Here is a 14,258-nt window from a genome sequence, read left to right on the forward strand (position 1 = left end):
TTCTGAAAAATCCCGATCTGCGTTTTGTGGGGGAGCGGTTCGTGCGGCACTCACCACGGTGGCGGCCGTTCGCCGCCGGCGCCGATGGATCGGCGTCGTTGTCTGCCGAGTCTCAACGGTATGCGGTGCGTGCATTGCGTGCGGCGTTCACCTGATGGGTCGATGTCCGCTATCTCGCCGGTAACCCGTGGAAGGCGGTCAATGATCTGGTGGTAGTCAAACGGGTGAGTGCGATGAAGATCGAGCGCGCGTTGCCGGCGGCGTTGTGGCGAAAGCTGCGCAACGAGCTCGATGTGCGCTCGGCGGAGGCCAGCGCGATGCAATGGCGCGCGGCCCGCGCCGCGATTCTGATGATGGGCGACTCGGGTCTGCGTCGCGAGGAAGTCGCCATCGCCCTTCGTCAAAACTTGCGATCGTCGTTATATAGAACCGTCGATCGTCCGGTTTGGGAATTGACGATTGTCGGCAAGCGGCAACAAGAACGAACCGTGCCGGTCAGCACGGCGACACTTGATGTCCTTCGTGCGCATTGGGCGGACCGAGGGAAACTGTTCGACGGCCGCGACTCAAATGGTGCCCCAACCGGCCCCTTGATTGCGCCGGTCATCATTCCGTGGACTGAAGCTTCCAAGCTACGACATCGGTCCGGGAAAGGAATCGGACCGACGCAGTTGAATGAGGCTGGATATACAGCGGACGGTCTGAACCGGCTGATCGGTCGCATGTTAAACCAACTGGTCGAGACGATGGTGTCACTCGATCTCGATGACCGGATGCGGCTCGGGCAGGCCAACGCGCATGCGTTCAGGCACACGTTCGGCACACAATCCGTCGCAGATGAGGTGCCCGTCGATGTCGTGCAGAAAGTGCTAGGTCATGCTTCGCTGCAGACCACGACCATCTACGTCCAAGCCGAAAAGCAGCGCGTCCTCGAGGAAGTGGCGCGCTATTACGCGAGCGTCGCCGCGCGCAAGGCCGCGACCTGAGCGTGATTCGTTTTGGGGCTCATCGACTTCAGCTTCTGCACCCATTTGGCGCGGTGTTTTGATACAGTGCGCAGCGATTGTCGGCGCTCGTCTGCGCTGGCGTACAGGAAAAGAACAGTGACTGATAAAGAGTTAAATCTGCGCGCGGGCCTGGCCGCATTCTCCGATGTGGATCGCGTGGTTGCCGTGAACCTCGATCAATTCCGTTGAACTCGAGAGAAGATTTGATCAAGCTGCTGGTTGAAACGGGCATCTCCTACACACTTCCCCGTGAAGGGGATCTGGCTGCCGAGGATAGCAATAGCAGCGTCGAAGTAACGATCAAGGACGGCGACGTGGTCTCCGCGGCGGCACGCGCGGCGTGCGAGCTCGCCGCAAGCTGGATCGAAGACGACGACGTTAAGGCGTGGAAGATCGCGACGGGGCGGTTTTCTCGTTAACTACTTCATCGGCCCTGCCGCTTCACAACGGTAGTATTCGACTGCATGCATGGTTTCGATTTCAGTGTTTAAACCGCTTTCGGCATTCGCTGAAAGACGTGAAAACAGTGAAATTGCTTGGTGAATTTCACAAAATCTGCTACTTTCATCAAATGTTGAAAAGGGCAAATTTAATGAAAGAAATCGAGAGTCAGGCCAGCGCGGCCCTGAGGACTGTGCTTGAAAAAATCCCCATCCTCCGGGTAAAGAATATCCAGGGCGATCAACCATCCTCCGACTGGACGCCGGATTTGGTTGCTTGGGTTGTCGTCGGCGGCCACGAGCATCTACTCATTTGCGAAGTGAAGTCCAATGGACAACCGCGGTATGCGCGCTCCGCAGTGGCTGAACTTCGGAATTACATCGCGCACCGTGCAACCGAGGCAACGCCGATCTTCATCGCGCCGTACGTCTCACCTGCCGTGCGAGAAATGTGTGAAGCGAACGAGGTCAGCTATCTTGATCTCGAGGGGAACGCACGCATTGCCTTCGATGGCGTGTTCATCGAACGTATGATGAATGAGAAGCCGGTCACCGAGCAACGCGAGCTCAAGTCACTGTTCAAACCGAAATCTGCACAAGTGCTTCGGGCTATGCTACGCGAGCCTGACCGCGCATGGAAAGTAACCGAATTATCCGAAGCATCTGGAGTAAGTCTTGGACACGTCAGTAACGTCCGAAACGGATTGATTAATCGAGAATGGGCCAGTGCTTCGGACGATGGCCTCATTCTTACGAAGCAAGACGCTCTCTTGGATGCGTGGCGGAACAGTTACACAGCACCTCAGGGTGAGAGACTTCCGTTTTACACCCCGTTGCATGGAGGTGCATTCGAAAACGCTGCTCGCAATGTTCTGCGAGCGAACGATGGTCCTGGGCTGGCGGCGTTCGCCTCCTTCTCCGCTGCACATTGGATCGCACCATACGGCCGCACCGGTACTCAGTACTTCATCGCGGACAAAGATGGGCTAAACAAGCTTCGAGACGCCTTGAAGCTTACCTCTGCCGCCAAAGGTGAGAATGTCTCAGTTCTCGTACCGAAGGATGAGGGGTTGCTGATCGACACGATAGAACCCGCGCCCGGCGCGATCTGCACAAGCCCGATTCAAACCTATCTCGACCTCTCCGTTGCGGGCGAACGCGGTGTGGAGGCGGCCGAGCATCTTCGCCAAGAAAGGCTGAAATGGCCAAAATAACGCCAGCCCGCGAACCACAGTCGGCCGCCGAATATGACGACCGCACGACGGCAGCAGTAAAGTCAGTGCTAATCGAGATGGGCCAGATTCTGGGCAGTTTCAAGGGCAAGTTCGCCATTATTGGTGGCGCGGTCCCCTGGCTGCTCCTTGCGAACGAAGACATGCCTCACGTCGGTACGCTTGATGTAGATGTTGGGCTAGACGCGGAAGCACTCGGCGACGGCGAGTATGCAACCTTAGTGGGTGCCTTGCAAAGCCATGGATATGCCCAACGTGAGGGACTTCGACGTTTCCAACTGCTTCGTCAGGTTCCCACTCAGGATGACGGGGATGCGATCGATGTCGTAGTCGACTTCCTGATGCCTCGCGATGTAGAGATTGTAAAGAACGATCCTCCCCTGATCAGCGACTTCGCTGTGCAACGGGCAGATGGTGCAGATCTGGCGATACGGTTTTATCAGCTTGTTGCAGTGACGGGATCGATGCCGAACGGCGGCACAAACCGGGTGGAGATAGCGGTCTGCTCTATCCCGGCCCTATTGGCAATGAAGGGTCATGCGTTGGCGGGTCGATACAAACAGAAGGATGCCTACGACATCTACTATTGCGTGAGAAATTACCCCGATGGCATCGACGCGCTTGCAGAGGAATGCCGCCCACTACTGGAACACGCCAGCGGCAAGCGCGGCTTCCAATACATCGCGGAGAAGTTTGACTCGTTCGAGGGGCATGGCCCCACTTGCGTGAAACGTTTTGTCGAAGACACGCGTGCGTTGCGTGATCGCACGCCCGAACAGTGGCAACAAGATGCGTTTGGGCAGATTGACGCTCTGTTGCGAGCAATGGCGCTGCGAGTCTGATCGCGCCCGATGGACTACATACAACTTCGCAGTTTGTTGGAGCCTCTTGTCACGGCGTTGAAGGACACGGGAACCCATCCCATGCTGCCGGCGCTTTGCGAGGAGATCGGGCTGCCTGCTCCGCCTGCAGACGGATCAAAACGCGAGCGCATTACATCCAGCTTTGACAACGTAACAGACGCCGACCTGCCCACGATTGCTCGCAAGCTGATCGCGCGTCATCCGCCCAATGCAACGACTCGCAACCAGATTCAAGACATTCTCTGGAGCGATGGTGCGTACCCGTCGATCCCGAAGCGCTATCGCCGAGACGTAGCTCGCATGCTTAATTGTGAGGGTCTCTACATAGACGCTCGCAAGTTTGACGAGCTATTGGAGTAAGCGTCCGACGCTGACCGTGTAGACGCCTAATGAAGGCGAAGCCATGCTTCCCAGGGGCACATATGTCACTGTGCCCATAAAGGAAATCATGGACACAGTGACCGAATTCACCGAAGTCAAAGGCGCCCGCAAGTATCGGCGGCGTACAGCGGACGAGAAGCGCCAGATTGTCGAGGAGACTCTATCCAGTGGACGTTCGGTGGCAGAGATTGCGCGCAGTCACGAAGTAAACGCGAATCAGGTGTTCGACTGGCGTAAGCAGTATCTCGAAGGACGGCTCGGCGCCGTCGAGCGCGGATGTGCCTTGCTGCCGGTCACCGTGAATGAACCCAGCGACAGCGGCGTGGTGGAACCGGCAGCATCTAAGTCTTCGGCACCGGCGCTCGGCACGATCCGAATCCAGTTGCCACGAGGCGACGTACACGTTGAAGGCAGTGTCGATCCCGACACGCTGCGCGTGGTGATACAGTGCCTGAGCCGATGATTGGTCCGCATGCAAACACCCGCATCTGGGTTGCCGCCGGATTTACGGATATGCGCTGCGGCTTCGATGGATTGGCCGCGAAGGTGCAGACCGTGCTGGCGAAGGATCCGTTCTGCGGACACATCTTCGTGTTCAGAGGCAAACGAGGCGACCTCATCAAATGCCTGTACTGGCGTGACGGTGGCCTATGCCTGTTCGCCAAACGACTGGAGCGCGGGCGCTTTGCCTGGCCTCGTGCTGACGGCGGTGTCGTTTCGCTGACCAGTGCTCAACTCGGCCTTCTGCTCGAAGGTTTTGACTGGCGACAGCCCGTCGATGCAGCCCGCCCGTGCAGCGCTTTGTAAACGGTTGTGACAACGCGCGCGTAGCGCAATGCACGCGCGTAAACTGCCTGCATGGCATCCAGCAATGCTTCCCTCCCGGACGACATCGAGGCCTTGAAGGCGCTCTTGATCGCGCGTGAGGCAGCGTTACGTGAGCACGAAGGTGAGCTCACGGATCTGCGCGACACTGTAACGACGCTCCGGAAGACACTCTCCGATCGGGCGCTCGAGATCGAGCACCTGAAGCTGTGGATCGCGAAACTCCAGCGCATGCAGTTTGGGCGCAAGTCGGAAAAGATTGATCGCCAGATCGAGCAACTCGAATTGCGTCTCGAAGATCTGCAGGCCGACGATGGCGCGGCGACGGTCGAGGCACCGACAAGGCCCCGCTCAGAAACCGGCATGCCGACGGGACGCAAACCACTTCCGGAACATCTGCCGCGCGAAGACGTTGTTCATCAGCCCGACGACGCGTGCTGTCCGCAATGCGGCGGTGCGCTTGGCGACCTCGGCGAGGACGTCTCCGAGCAACTCGACTATGTGCCGGGGCATTGGCGAGTGATGCGTCACCGCCGACTCAAGAAGGCCTGTACTTGTTGCGACTGCATCGTGCAGGCGGCTGCACCCAGCCGGCCAATCGATCGCGGCATGCCGGGTCCGGGGTTGCTCGCGCATGTCCTGGTCGCCAAATTCTGTGACCATCTCCCCCTGTATCGACAGTCAGTGATTTACGCGCGCGACGGCGTGCAGCTCAGCCGTTCGACACTCACGGACTGGGTCGGCCAGTGCAGTGCGTTGCTCCGGCCACTGGTAGAGGTCGTTCACCGGTACGTGATGGCCGCCTCGAAGATCCATGCGGATGACACGCCCGTACCTGTGCTTGAGCCCGGGAACGGCAAGACCCGTACCGCACGTCTCTGGACATACGTTCGGGATGACCGGCCAGCCGGCTCGAAAGAGGCGCCGGCGGTCTGGTTCGCATACAGTCCCACAAGGGCTGGTGAATATCCACAGGGCCATCTGAAGGACTTCAGGGGGACGTTGCAGGCCGACGCGTTCGCGGGGTACAACGCGGTCTATGAAAGTGGTGATTTGCGCGAGGCTGCATGCATGGCGCACGCGCGCCGTAAATTCCACGATCTGTTCGTCGCACGCAGGAACGAGGTCAACACTGAAGCGTTGCGCCGGATCGGCGAACTGTACGCAATCGAAGCCGCGATTCGCGGCAAGCCACCAGACGAACGAAGACGTGTTAGGCAGGAACAGGCGCGTCCGCTACTTGATGCGTTCGAGATCTGGCTGCGCTCGACATTGGGTTCGGTTTCGCAGGAAGGCGATACCGCCAAAGCCATCAACTACGCGCTCAATCAATGGGCTGCGCTCACGCTGTACGTCGATGACGGTGCCGTAGAAATCGACAACAACGCAGCCGAACGCGCTTTACGTGCCGTCGCTCTCGGCAGGAAAAACTTCCTGCACTTCGGTTCCGACAGCGGCGGCGAACGCGGGGCCGCAATCTACACCCTGGTCGGTACCGCCAAACTGAATGGCCTTGATCCCGAGGCCTACATGCGCCACGTCATCGCTCGCATCGCCGAGCATCCCGTCAACCGCGTTGACGAGTTGTTGCCATGGGTCGTCGCTCATCAGTTGGGCGCGAGCAGCGTTTGAAGTTCGCATTGACCTGTCCAGATCATCGAGGCGAACAAACTAAGTCACAAGTCGTCCGCCGCTACTTCATCGGAGCAAGGGTAGTAGTTAATAGAAAGCGACAGCCGCAGGTCGTCGAGAATATCCAGAAGCGTCCGAGAAAGCGTGACAGGCACGAACGCATAATCCTTAGTCTGAAAGAAGGCCCCTACACGCAGTGTCGCCCCCAGTTCCTGAACCGACAGCCGGCAGGGAGTAAATTGGCGCAAAAAGGCGCTCAAAGCGATCTCGAGCTTCGAATTCTTCTGTTCCGAATCATCCGTCCTCAGATAGACAGAGGCAACCTGGTTTCTTGTGACCAATGTTGCTGTGCGAGCCGCCTGAGCCAGCGCTTGCGCTGCCGGCTTGTTCTGTTCAGATACCTCGAGTTCGACATCAAAATCCATGGCTTGCCCCATATGTGAGAAGCCAGTATAGCGACGTCAACCACGGCATCAGTCGGACGCTTACGATGCAGCTGCGGCCATCGAGAAACTCATCCCTTTGGCCGCTACAAAAAAGCTACTGCTTATCCGGTTCGCCTTCAGGCTGGCCTATATCAGGAACATCCGACGGCGCGTTGGGCGATGGTGCATCGGGCGTGGTCGGTTGGGTATCCGGCGTGGTGGGATCAGACATGAAGGTCTCCAGTGAGTCACTATGTTTGACAGCGGTTTATCGATCAACTCGGCATGACATTTTTCGTCTGATTCGGCCCCTTGGGTAATCCGGCCGCGATACGCCATTCTTCCAACACTTGCTCCAGCAGTTCGAACGTGACTGGCTTGTGGATGTATGCATCGAACGCCGGGAAATCGTCGTCGTGCAGATCGGTTCTTCCGGTCATCGCGACCATGAACGCATCGCTTGACGAGCCACTCATGCGCAGGCCTTCGCACGCCTCGCGTCCGTCGCCATCGGGCAATTCGACGTCGGCAAGAATTACATCAAACTGATTTGCTTCTACGCGCGACCGTGCAGACGCGCAGTCGTACGTGACGGATACTTCGTGGCCCGTTTGATTCATGAGCGTTGCTAACCCGTCGGCAAATTCCTGATCATCGTCCAAGACAAGTATTTGCATGACGGACACTCCAGGAGAAAGGGATGGAATAAGCTTCCACTATGCAAGGATGATGCCAGTGAGCGATCGAGTGTGCCGTAAGGGCCAAGCTATGCTTGCGTGCGAAGCATTGAAGTTTTCGCGTGTACGGGCGCGCAATAAAGGATGTTGCGCGTCGTGGAGAGACCTTGAGTTGAAGGCGGCTGAGCGCGTCGGATTAAGCGATTGCTGAGAAAATAACCGACAGATTTCTAAAGACGATATGCACTTTTCGCGTCTGTTTAATGCAAACACGGAGCAAGCGCTCCGTGTTTGCGAAACAACTGCAGACTATTGCGACACATCCGGCGGCGTCCCCACGCGATAACACGAAGGAATCGACTTCGCAGTCGGTCGCTGATAAACGAGCTTGTAACCGCTAGCGCCCTTCGTCCACGCAGCGTCCGAACTGAAGGTCAGCACCGGACCGGTCGCGCTGCTCGTCGTGTCCTGACGCTTGATGACCAACGGCGCGAGCACCGGGTCGTTCTGCACCTTGTCCGCATCGATAATACGGCGCACATGCGAAAGACTTGCCGCATACCAGTCCGCATTCATCGACTCGTTCTTGATGACAAACGGACGATACGCCGGCCCCGCGAAGTGGCTGTCGATGATCATCCACGGATTCTTCGCATCCGTCTCGCCGAGTTCGCTGACCGGCATCGTGGTGCCATCCGAACGCTTGAGATACGACGCGATATCCGCGCCCAGGCGCGACCCGAGTTTGCCAAGCGTGCTGAGATCGAAGTGCGCCGGATCGCTCGTCTTGAGCTCGTTGAAGTGTTTGCCCGTCCACGTGATGACGTGCGAGACATCGTAGCCGTTCGCTGTCGTGACCGTGCCCACATTGGCCGTGACCGTCGCTTTCTGCGTGATGTACAGCAGATCGCCCGGCTTCAGATGATCGACGAGACTTGCAACGTTGCCCTGATTGATGTCGAGCAATACGCCGGGCTCTTCTTGTCCCGATGTCACGAGCGGATCTGGGCCCGTCGAGCATGCTTGCGAACCGATGCCCGTTTCGAGATTGGTTGTAGCTTGCGTCAGTCCCGCGAAGTTGTAGACCCACGAAGTAAAGTCCGAACAGTCGACGCCTTGCCATTGGATATCGTCGCTGCTAGTCAATGCGCTCTTGCTCTGCGATCCATCTGCGCGGCGGTTCGCCGTGCACGTCATGCCCGAGGTCCCGCCGCCCGACGTGCTGCCGGTCGAGAAGTTGCGGAACTTCGCCGGCGATGTCGGCGGCAACCAGCCCGGAATGTGGTGATGGCAATAGTTGATGCCCTGATCGACCCAATAATTTTCGACGGCCATCAACAGTTCACGCTGGAATGCGCCTGTATCGCCACCGCACGATGTCGTCGAGATCGCGCCATAGCTTGCTGCAAACGGTCCCCACGTGCCGCCGTGCGCATAGCTCTTCCAGTTCGCCACGGTCACGCCGTTGCCGAGTTGCGCCTGCACTTCGTTCTTTCGATTGGTCAAGAGCGTGCCCAGTTCGTTCAGCAACTTTTCGCGATCCGCGCATGCCGCGCTGCTCACCGACACATTGGCGGCGTGACCGGGAAGCGCCTGCTTCAACTTCGAGAGCGTCTTGATGCCCGACTTGTTGCGCTTGCCGCTGACATAATCCGCCGCGCCCGAGGTAATCGCGCAATTACCGCTGACGGGTGCATCGAGCGTGCCGTCCGTGTTGACGTTGCCCGCGCCCGCATTGCATTGCGCGAGATTGTCGCCATTCGCGGCCTGCGCGACGATATTCAGCGTGCTGTCTGCCACCGATACCGCCAGCGCCGTGCGGCTTTGCGATTCCGCGCCGAGCGCGAGCGCCATCTTCGCGCCGTCGGTGGTATCGGTCGAATTTCCCGCTGCGACGAAAGTCGGCGTGGTCTGCTGCACGTCGATATCGCCAGCGAAGGCGTTCACGCGCGACATTGCCGCGGCGATGTTATCGGCGGTCAGCCCGCCTGCCGCACGCGCATCGGCGACGATTGCGTTCGAATAAGCCGACACCACCATCTGAGATGGCGCGTTGACATAGACAGCGTCGAGTTCGCCGCTCATCGTCATGGTCGTGCCGGTCGCTTCTTCTTCGTACGATCCGCCCGTCACGCGCACCAGCACCGGATATTGCAGCGCGCGCTTGAGCGTGAAGGAACCATCGGCGGCCGTGGTCGCGGTCGCGACGGGCGTATCGGAAACCGTACCGTCCGCCGCTAGTTGATGCACTTCGACGCTCGCGTTGCCGAGCGGTCCCATGTAGACACTTCCGGAAGCCGTCGGTCCCGATGAACCACCGCAAGCAGCGAGGCTAAGGGAGAAGGCGGCGAGAGCGGCGATATTGATCAGCGTTGGCTTCACGATTTTCAGAGCGTTCGAACTGAGTTGAGTTGATGGCGGCGCGCCAGGCGCGCGCCGAGAAGGTCGAATTCAGCGCTGATGAGGCGATCGCATCGCGATGCGCGTTTCCAGTTTCAGAACCGTCTTCTTACGTTGTCGGTGCGGGAACGTTTTACTTGAGAGTGACGCGGAAGATTTGCAAGTCGGGCATCGGTAAATTTTTCGGATGCGTTGATCCGATCTTCGCTAGTTTTTCGCCGGTAACATCACAAATAGTCCACTAAATAACTTGGGATTGCGCCCCGACGCTGCGAATCGCTTCGCATATCAGCCTAAATTAAATCAATTCGGCATACGTATCAATGTAGAGAAAAGCGCTTAATTACGTCCGCGCGGCGATCAGCTGTCGGCATCCCTTGGCTTGTCGATTGGGAACACAAATCCCACTGAGCCGAACACCATTTCCTTTCTCGCAGTAGGCTGTCCTATAACGTCCGTCTCCGTCCTCTCCGATTCAGGTCGGCTCTCGCAACTGAAATCACTCAACATTCTTGGGAAGCCAGCTGAAGCGCACTTCGTTTCGATAGTTGAATTTGCGTCGGCTTTGCGGGTTCCAGCTGCCTTCATCAACTTTGTGGATGACGTGCAGACGTAATGTCACTCTGCATGGGGAGGAGTGCAGCCATCGTCCCAATGAACACCGCCTCTGCCCTGCGGCCATAGAGGCAGGTGATGCTCTTATCATTTCTGACACGCTTCGCGATCCAACCTTCGCAAAGCACCTTATTGTTACCGTCGAACGCCAAGTGCGTTTTTATGCAGGGTGGTGCTGAAGTTACCCGGCGGGTTGCCGCTCGGAACGCTATGTGTCACCGACAAGCAGGTGCGCATGGTCGATGATAGCGATATTCAGATCCTTCGTAAGTTCGCTCAGCAAATTATCAAACACCTCGAAGGTATCCAGGCTCAGCGAGATATCCGATCCTTACGCGATCGTCTCGACCACGCCCAGCTCAATAGCGACCAGTTTCTTGCCATGCTCGCGCACGAGCTGCGCGCGCCGCTCGCGCCAATATTGACCGCCGTGCAACTCCTCCAACAGGTTGAGGCCACACTTGAACAGCGGGTTTGGCCCAAATCATTGATCGACCGGCACGTGCGCTACATGAGCGAGATCGTTGACCATCTACTATCTGCCTCATTGGTGTCGTTCGGCGCAGTCGAACTTGAGCTTGAGCCTGCATCGGCCAAAACGATTGTGAATCAAGCTATCGAGATGAGTCGGGGATTTATTTGGGACGGCCAACATGTTTTTTTCGTGCACGATCGTGGACGACCCTTGGGTGTACGCGGACCGTACTCAGTGCCCACTGCTCGTTTCCAACTTATTGACCAACGCTGCGAAGTACACGCCAGAAGGTGGCAACATCGACCTCACCGTGCAGGCAATTGACGGCGGTGTTGCGATTCGTGTGTTGGATTCTGGCATCGGCATCGATCCCAAGGACGTCGGCGAAATTTTCGAAGTGTTTGGGCAAAGCAAACAGCCCCTTGATCGAGCCAAGGGTGGCATGGGGCTGGGACTGGCGCTCGCGCGGCGCTTAGCCGAATGGCACGGTGGCTCGCTAAGGGTCAAAAGCGCAGGGCGGGGGCATGGCAGTGAATTTATTCTGACGCTCAAAGCCGCCCAAAAATCCGTTAATACATCCGTTGAAGATAAGGCTGATTTCAGCTCCGCTCTTGATATCGTGATCGTTGAAGACAATGTCGATACCGCTGATGCTTTGGCGCTCTACTACCGCATATCCGGGCATTCGGTTCGGGTCGCCTATCGAGCGCAGGATGCATTGGCGATGATGATCGCGCGGCAGCCGGACGTGGTGATTAGCGATATCGGGCTGCCCAATACGGACGGCTACGTGCTCGTGAAAGAGCTTGCCAAAATAAATTCGATGTCGCGCACGGCATTCATTGCGGTCACGGGCTATGCGAGTGAGATGGACCGAGAACGAGCGTTTAGGGCAGGTTTTGATGCTCACTTCTCTAAGCCAGTCGATCTGAAAGCGCTCGATACCGTATTTGCGCGATTGACGCGGGCGAAACAGGGCCACTCCCGATGAAATTTCGGGCGAAGCCAACTAAATAAAACAGACAAATCGCTCAGTATTCAGCAGAATTGGTGTTGTCCAACCATCCCTCACGCATTTGGCCCGCGCGCACATCATGATCAGACCGTCTCAAGCAGAACATCCAAATATTAGCGATTCCACCCAGTCAATCGACGATCACCACAACGACATCTTTTTCGCCGCAGTGTCCAAGACACGTATGCCGATGATTGTGACGGATCCACAACAGCCTGATAATCCGATCATCTTTGCAAATCATGCATTTCAGGCGATGACCGGTTATGATCAGGACGAGCTTATCGGGCATAATTGCCGATTTCTGCAAGGCAAGGATACGGATAAAGAAACAATTCGGGAAGTGCGCGAAGCGATAGCGGCGAAGCGGGATATCTCCACAGAGATCTTAAACTACCGAAAAGATGGCTCTACGTTCTGGAATGCTCTCTTCATTTCACCGGTGCACAACGAAGCCGGCGACGTTGTCTATTTCTTTGCCTCACAGCTTGATGTGAGCCGCCGGCGTGACGCTGAAGACGCTTTGCATCAGTCGCAGAAAATGGAAGCGCTGGGCCAGCTGACGGGTGGAATTGCCCATGACTTCAACAATTTGCTGCAAGTGATGACTGGCTATCTCGACATCCTCGATTTGGGCGTTGATCGCGGTACGCCAGCGCCCACTTTACATGGTGGAATCGATAAAATTCGAGGCGCCGTTGCTAAGGCGAGCACGCTGACGCAGCAACTGCTGGCGTTTGCCCGAAAACAACGGCTGAGTGGCCGAGTCGTAAATCTCAACGCACTTGTACACGGGATGGTTGAACTTGCGAGTCGCACCTTAGGCGGACATGCCACGCTTCATACCAACCTTCAACCGAACTTGCGCAACTGCCGGGTGGACACGACGCAACTTGAAGTTTCATTGCTGAACGTGTTGCTCAATGCCCGCGATGCGATGGGCGAGCAGTCGGATGCTCGCGTCACGGTGCAAACCAGCGACGTGGAACTAGAAAAGCGCCAGGTTGTAGGTTTTGCAGACTTACCTGCTGGCCACTACGTCTCGATCGCCGTCTCAGACAATGGCCCGGGCATTGCGCCGGAGATCATTGATCGAGTCATGGATCCGTTTTTCACAACCAAGGAAGAAGGCAGAGGCACCGGCTTGGGGCTATCGATGGTGTACGGTTTCGCCAAGCAATCGGGGGGCGCCGTCAATATCTATTCTGAAGTGGGTATTGGTACCACGCTGCGGTTTTATTTCCCCGCAGTTGCGGACGAAGAATTGGGCCACGCGCCACCGGTCAAATTGGTCGAACAGGGTGGGACGGAATCGATCTTGATCGTCGATGATCGGCCTGAAGTTGCGGAGGTCGCGCAGGCGATGCTTGAGCAGCTCGGATATGCAACGCATGTCGCTTTCAGCGGAAAGGAAGGACTGCAACTTCTTGATGAGCATCCAGAGATCAATATGGTGTTCACCGATTTGATCATGCCAGGCAATATGAACGGTGTGATGCTTGCGCGCGAAGCCCGACGAAAAAATCCCGCTGTCAAAATTCTGTTGACGACTGGATACGCGGACGCGTCGCTCGAGCATACGGATGCGCGCGGTTCTGAGTTTGACGTGATTCACAAGCCGTATGGCCGTGCTGAGCTTGCGCGCAAAGTTCGTATCGTCCTGAACGGTCATACAGGTGTCGCGTAGGACATTGAGTAGCGGATCGGTTGCCGTGTCCAAAGTAGGGGACCGAAACTTTTCGTAAATTGTGCGGTTGCGAGCAGCCCTGCCTCCGTGTGGTGAATGGCTGGCGACAGGTCACCAAGGTTTGCGAGCTCTGCCTGCCGGGATGTATCGACCGCATTGGCGTTCAGTGCGTTCATCGTTGGATTGGTAAGCTTTCCTTGCCGTGCGATCGCACGGTGCGAAAGGTACCTTCCTTTTTACCCCGCTCGCTCAATACCAGAAATTCTCGGTCCTGACAGGTAAGCGGGACAGTCGCCCGCAATCCAGTCGTAGAACATCTGGAACTCCATGGCGCTCAATACGCCGAACATGCACGCTTCGTCGCCGGTGAGAAGTGTCTAAGCGCGACGACATAAGATACGTGTAGCGTTTGATCCAACCGCTTGCTTATGTGAACTCTTGTCGTTAAGGAGCCAAACCGTCTCCGGCATAAAGCCGCCAGGGACTTTTCAACGTTTTGGGGCCACAAGTTTTTCGGCATATAGGCGCCAGTAGATTTTCGCCGTAATGGCGCCACCGGCGTCTGGGTCGGGCGCTTGAACTTT

Annotated in this window: 14 protein-coding genes; 11 read left to right on the forward strand and 3 right to left on the reverse strand. The window is 57.1% G+C overall.

Features of this window, described 5'->3' with window-relative positions; all coding sequences use genetic code 11:
* Nucleotides 1–233 precede the first annotated feature (233 nt).
* The 8 genes from ACYQ47_RS35125 (at nucleotide 234) to tnpC (ending at nucleotide 6,380) form a co-directional block, all read left to right on the forward strand.
* Nucleotides 234–986, forward strand: a complete 753-nt coding sequence (locus ACYQ47_RS35125) for a tyrosine-type recombinase/integrase (RefSeq protein ID WP_459909647.1) — start codon at nucleotides 234–236, stop codon at nucleotides 984–986.
* Nucleotides 987–1,210: 224 nt separating this feature from the next.
* Nucleotides 1,211–1,426 (forward strand): hypothetical protein, encoded by a 216-nt coding sequence (locus tag ACYQ47_RS35130; protein WP_310390595.1) that lies wholly within the window; start codon nucleotides 1,211–1,213, stop codon nucleotides 1,424–1,426.
* A 152-nt stretch (nucleotides 1,427–1,578) separates the two neighbouring features.
* A complete protein-coding gene (locus ACYQ47_RS35135; protein WP_310390711.1) occupies nucleotides 1,579–2,661 on the forward strand; it encodes a type IV toxin-antitoxin system AbiEi family antitoxin in 1,083 nt (360 codons plus the stop codon).
* Nucleotides 2,649–3,521 (forward strand): nucleotidyl transferase AbiEii/AbiGii toxin family protein, encoded by an 873-nt coding sequence (locus tag ACYQ47_RS35140; protein ID WP_310390596.1) that lies wholly within the window; start codon nucleotides 2,649–2,651, stop codon nucleotides 3,519–3,521. Before ACYQ47_RS35135 ends, ACYQ47_RS35140 begins: the two co-directional genes overlap by 13 nt.
* Nucleotides 3,522–3,530: 9 nt before the next feature.
* Nucleotides 3,531–3,902 (forward strand): hypothetical protein, encoded by a 372-nt coding sequence (locus ACYQ47_RS35145; protein ID WP_459909649.1) that lies wholly within the window; start codon nucleotides 3,531–3,533, stop codon nucleotides 3,900–3,902.
* 88 nt (nucleotides 3,903–3,990) lie between these two features.
* Nucleotides 3,991–4,386: an IS66-like element accessory protein TnpA gene (tnpA, locus tag ACYQ47_RS35150; RefSeq protein ID WP_459909651.1), complete on the forward strand. Its 396-nt coding sequence runs from the start codon at nucleotides 3,991–3,993 to the stop codon at nucleotides 4,384–4,386.
* Nucleotides 4,383–4,730 carry an IS66 family insertion sequence element accessory protein TnpB gene (gene tnpB, locus ACYQ47_RS35155; RefSeq protein WP_459909653.1) on the forward strand — a complete coding sequence of 116 codons (348 nt, stop codon included), beginning with the start codon at nucleotides 4,383–4,385 and terminating at the stop codon, nucleotides 4,728–4,730. Before tnpA ends, tnpB begins: the two co-directional genes overlap by 4 nt.
* Before the next feature lie 51 nt (nucleotides 4,731–4,781).
* On the forward strand, nucleotides 4,782–6,380 hold the full coding sequence (gene tnpC, locus ACYQ47_RS35160; RefSeq protein ID WP_459909655.1) for an IS66 family transposase: 1,599 nt from the start codon (nucleotides 4,782–4,784) through the stop codon (nucleotides 6,378–6,380).
* Between the two features lie 44 nt (nucleotides 6,381–6,424).
* Here the strand turns inward: tnpC and ACYQ47_RS35165 are convergent, their stop codons facing one another.
* The 3 genes from ACYQ47_RS35165 to ACYQ47_RS35175 all read right to left on the reverse strand — a co-directional run bounded on the left by ACYQ47_RS35165 (nucleotide 6,425) and on the right by ACYQ47_RS35175 (nucleotide 9,762).
* Entirely contained in the window at nucleotides 6,425–6,805 is a 381-nt protein-coding gene (locus ACYQ47_RS35165) for a hypothetical protein (protein WP_459909657.1), read from the reverse strand.
* 275 nt (nucleotides 6,806–7,080) lie between these two features.
* Nucleotides 7,081–7,467 carry a response regulator gene (locus tag ACYQ47_RS35170; protein ID WP_459909659.1) on the reverse strand — a complete coding sequence of 129 codons (387 nt, stop codon included), beginning with the start codon at nucleotides 7,465–7,467 and terminating at the stop codon, nucleotides 7,081–7,083.
* Nucleotides 7,468–7,791: 324 nt separating this feature from the next.
* Nucleotides 7,792–9,762, reverse strand: a complete 1,971-nt coding sequence (locus ACYQ47_RS35175) for a hypothetical protein (protein WP_459909660.1) — start codon at nucleotides 9,760–9,762, stop codon at nucleotides 7,792–7,794.
* A gap of 970 nt (nucleotides 9,763–10,732) precedes the next feature.
* On the opposite strand from ACYQ47_RS35175, the gene ACYQ47_RS35180 reads away from it, so the two are divergent.
* From ACYQ47_RS35180 to ACYQ47_RS35190, 3 genes are all read left to right on the forward strand, one after another.
* Nucleotides 10,733–11,296, forward strand: a complete 564-nt coding sequence (locus ACYQ47_RS35180; RefSeq protein WP_459909662.1) for a histidine kinase dimerization/phospho-acceptor domain-containing protein — start codon at nucleotides 10,733–10,735, stop codon at nucleotides 11,294–11,296.
* Nucleotides 11,187–11,963, forward strand: a complete 777-nt coding sequence (locus ACYQ47_RS35185; RefSeq protein ID WP_459909664.1) for a hybrid sensor histidine kinase/response regulator — start codon at nucleotides 11,187–11,189, stop codon at nucleotides 11,961–11,963. The genes ACYQ47_RS35180 and ACYQ47_RS35185 overlap by 110 nt, the downstream gene beginning before the upstream one ends.
* 103 nt (nucleotides 11,964–12,066) lie before the next feature.
* The gene (locus ACYQ47_RS35190) at nucleotides 12,067–13,674 is read left to right on the forward strand and encodes a histidine kinase famiy protein (protein ID WP_459909666.1); all 1,608 of its coding nucleotides are present in this window, start codon (nucleotides 12,067–12,069) and stop codon (nucleotides 13,672–13,674) included.
* The last annotated feature ends 584 nt before the right edge of the window (nucleotides 13,675–14,258 follow it).

It is taken from the genome of Caballeronia sp. HLA56 (assembly GCF_054655155.1).

Bases quoted from the DNA above. Each gene is read 5' to 3' on its own strand.
- ACYQ47_RS35180 (WP_459909662.1), top strand. From the start codon at position 10,733: ATGGTCGATGATAGCGATATTCAGATCCTTCGTAAGTTCGCTCAGCAA.
- ACYQ47_RS35125 (WP_459909647.1), top strand. From the start codon at position 234: ATGAAGATCGAGCGCGCGTTGCCGGCGGCGTTGTGGCGAAAGCTGCGC.
- ACYQ47_RS35135 (WP_310390711.1), top strand. From the start codon at position 1,579: ATGTTGAAAAGGGCAAATTTAATGAAAGAAATCGAGAGTCAGGCCAGC.
- tnpB (WP_459909653.1), top strand. From the start codon at position 4,383: ATGATTGGTCCGCATGCAAACACCCGCATCTGGGTTGCCGCCGGATTT.
- ACYQ47_RS35175 (WP_459909660.1), bottom strand. From the start codon at position 9,762: ATGGGACCGCTCGGCAACGCGAGCGTCGAAGTGCATCAACTAGCGGCG.
- tnpC (WP_459909655.1), top strand. From the start codon at position 4,782: ATGGCATCCAGCAATGCTTCCCTCCCGGACGACATCGAGGCCTTGAAG.
- ACYQ47_RS35145 (WP_459909649.1), top strand. From the start codon at position 3,531: ATGGACTACATACAACTTCGCAGTTTGTTGGAGCCTCTTGTCACGGCG.
- ACYQ47_RS35140 (WP_310390596.1), top strand. From the start codon at position 2,649: ATGGCCAAAATAACGCCAGCCCGCGAACCACAGTCGGCCGCCGAATAT.
- ACYQ47_RS35190 (WP_459909666.1), top strand. From the start codon at position 12,067: ATGATCAGACCGTCTCAAGCAGAACATCCAAATATTAGCGATTCCACC.
- tnpA (WP_459909651.1), top strand. From the start codon at position 3,991: ATGGACACAGTGACCGAATTCACCGAAGTCAAAGGCGCCCGCAAGTAT.
- ACYQ47_RS35165 (WP_459909657.1), bottom strand. From the start codon at position 6,805: ATGGATTTTGATGTCGAACTCGAGGTATCTGAACAGAACAAGCCGGCA.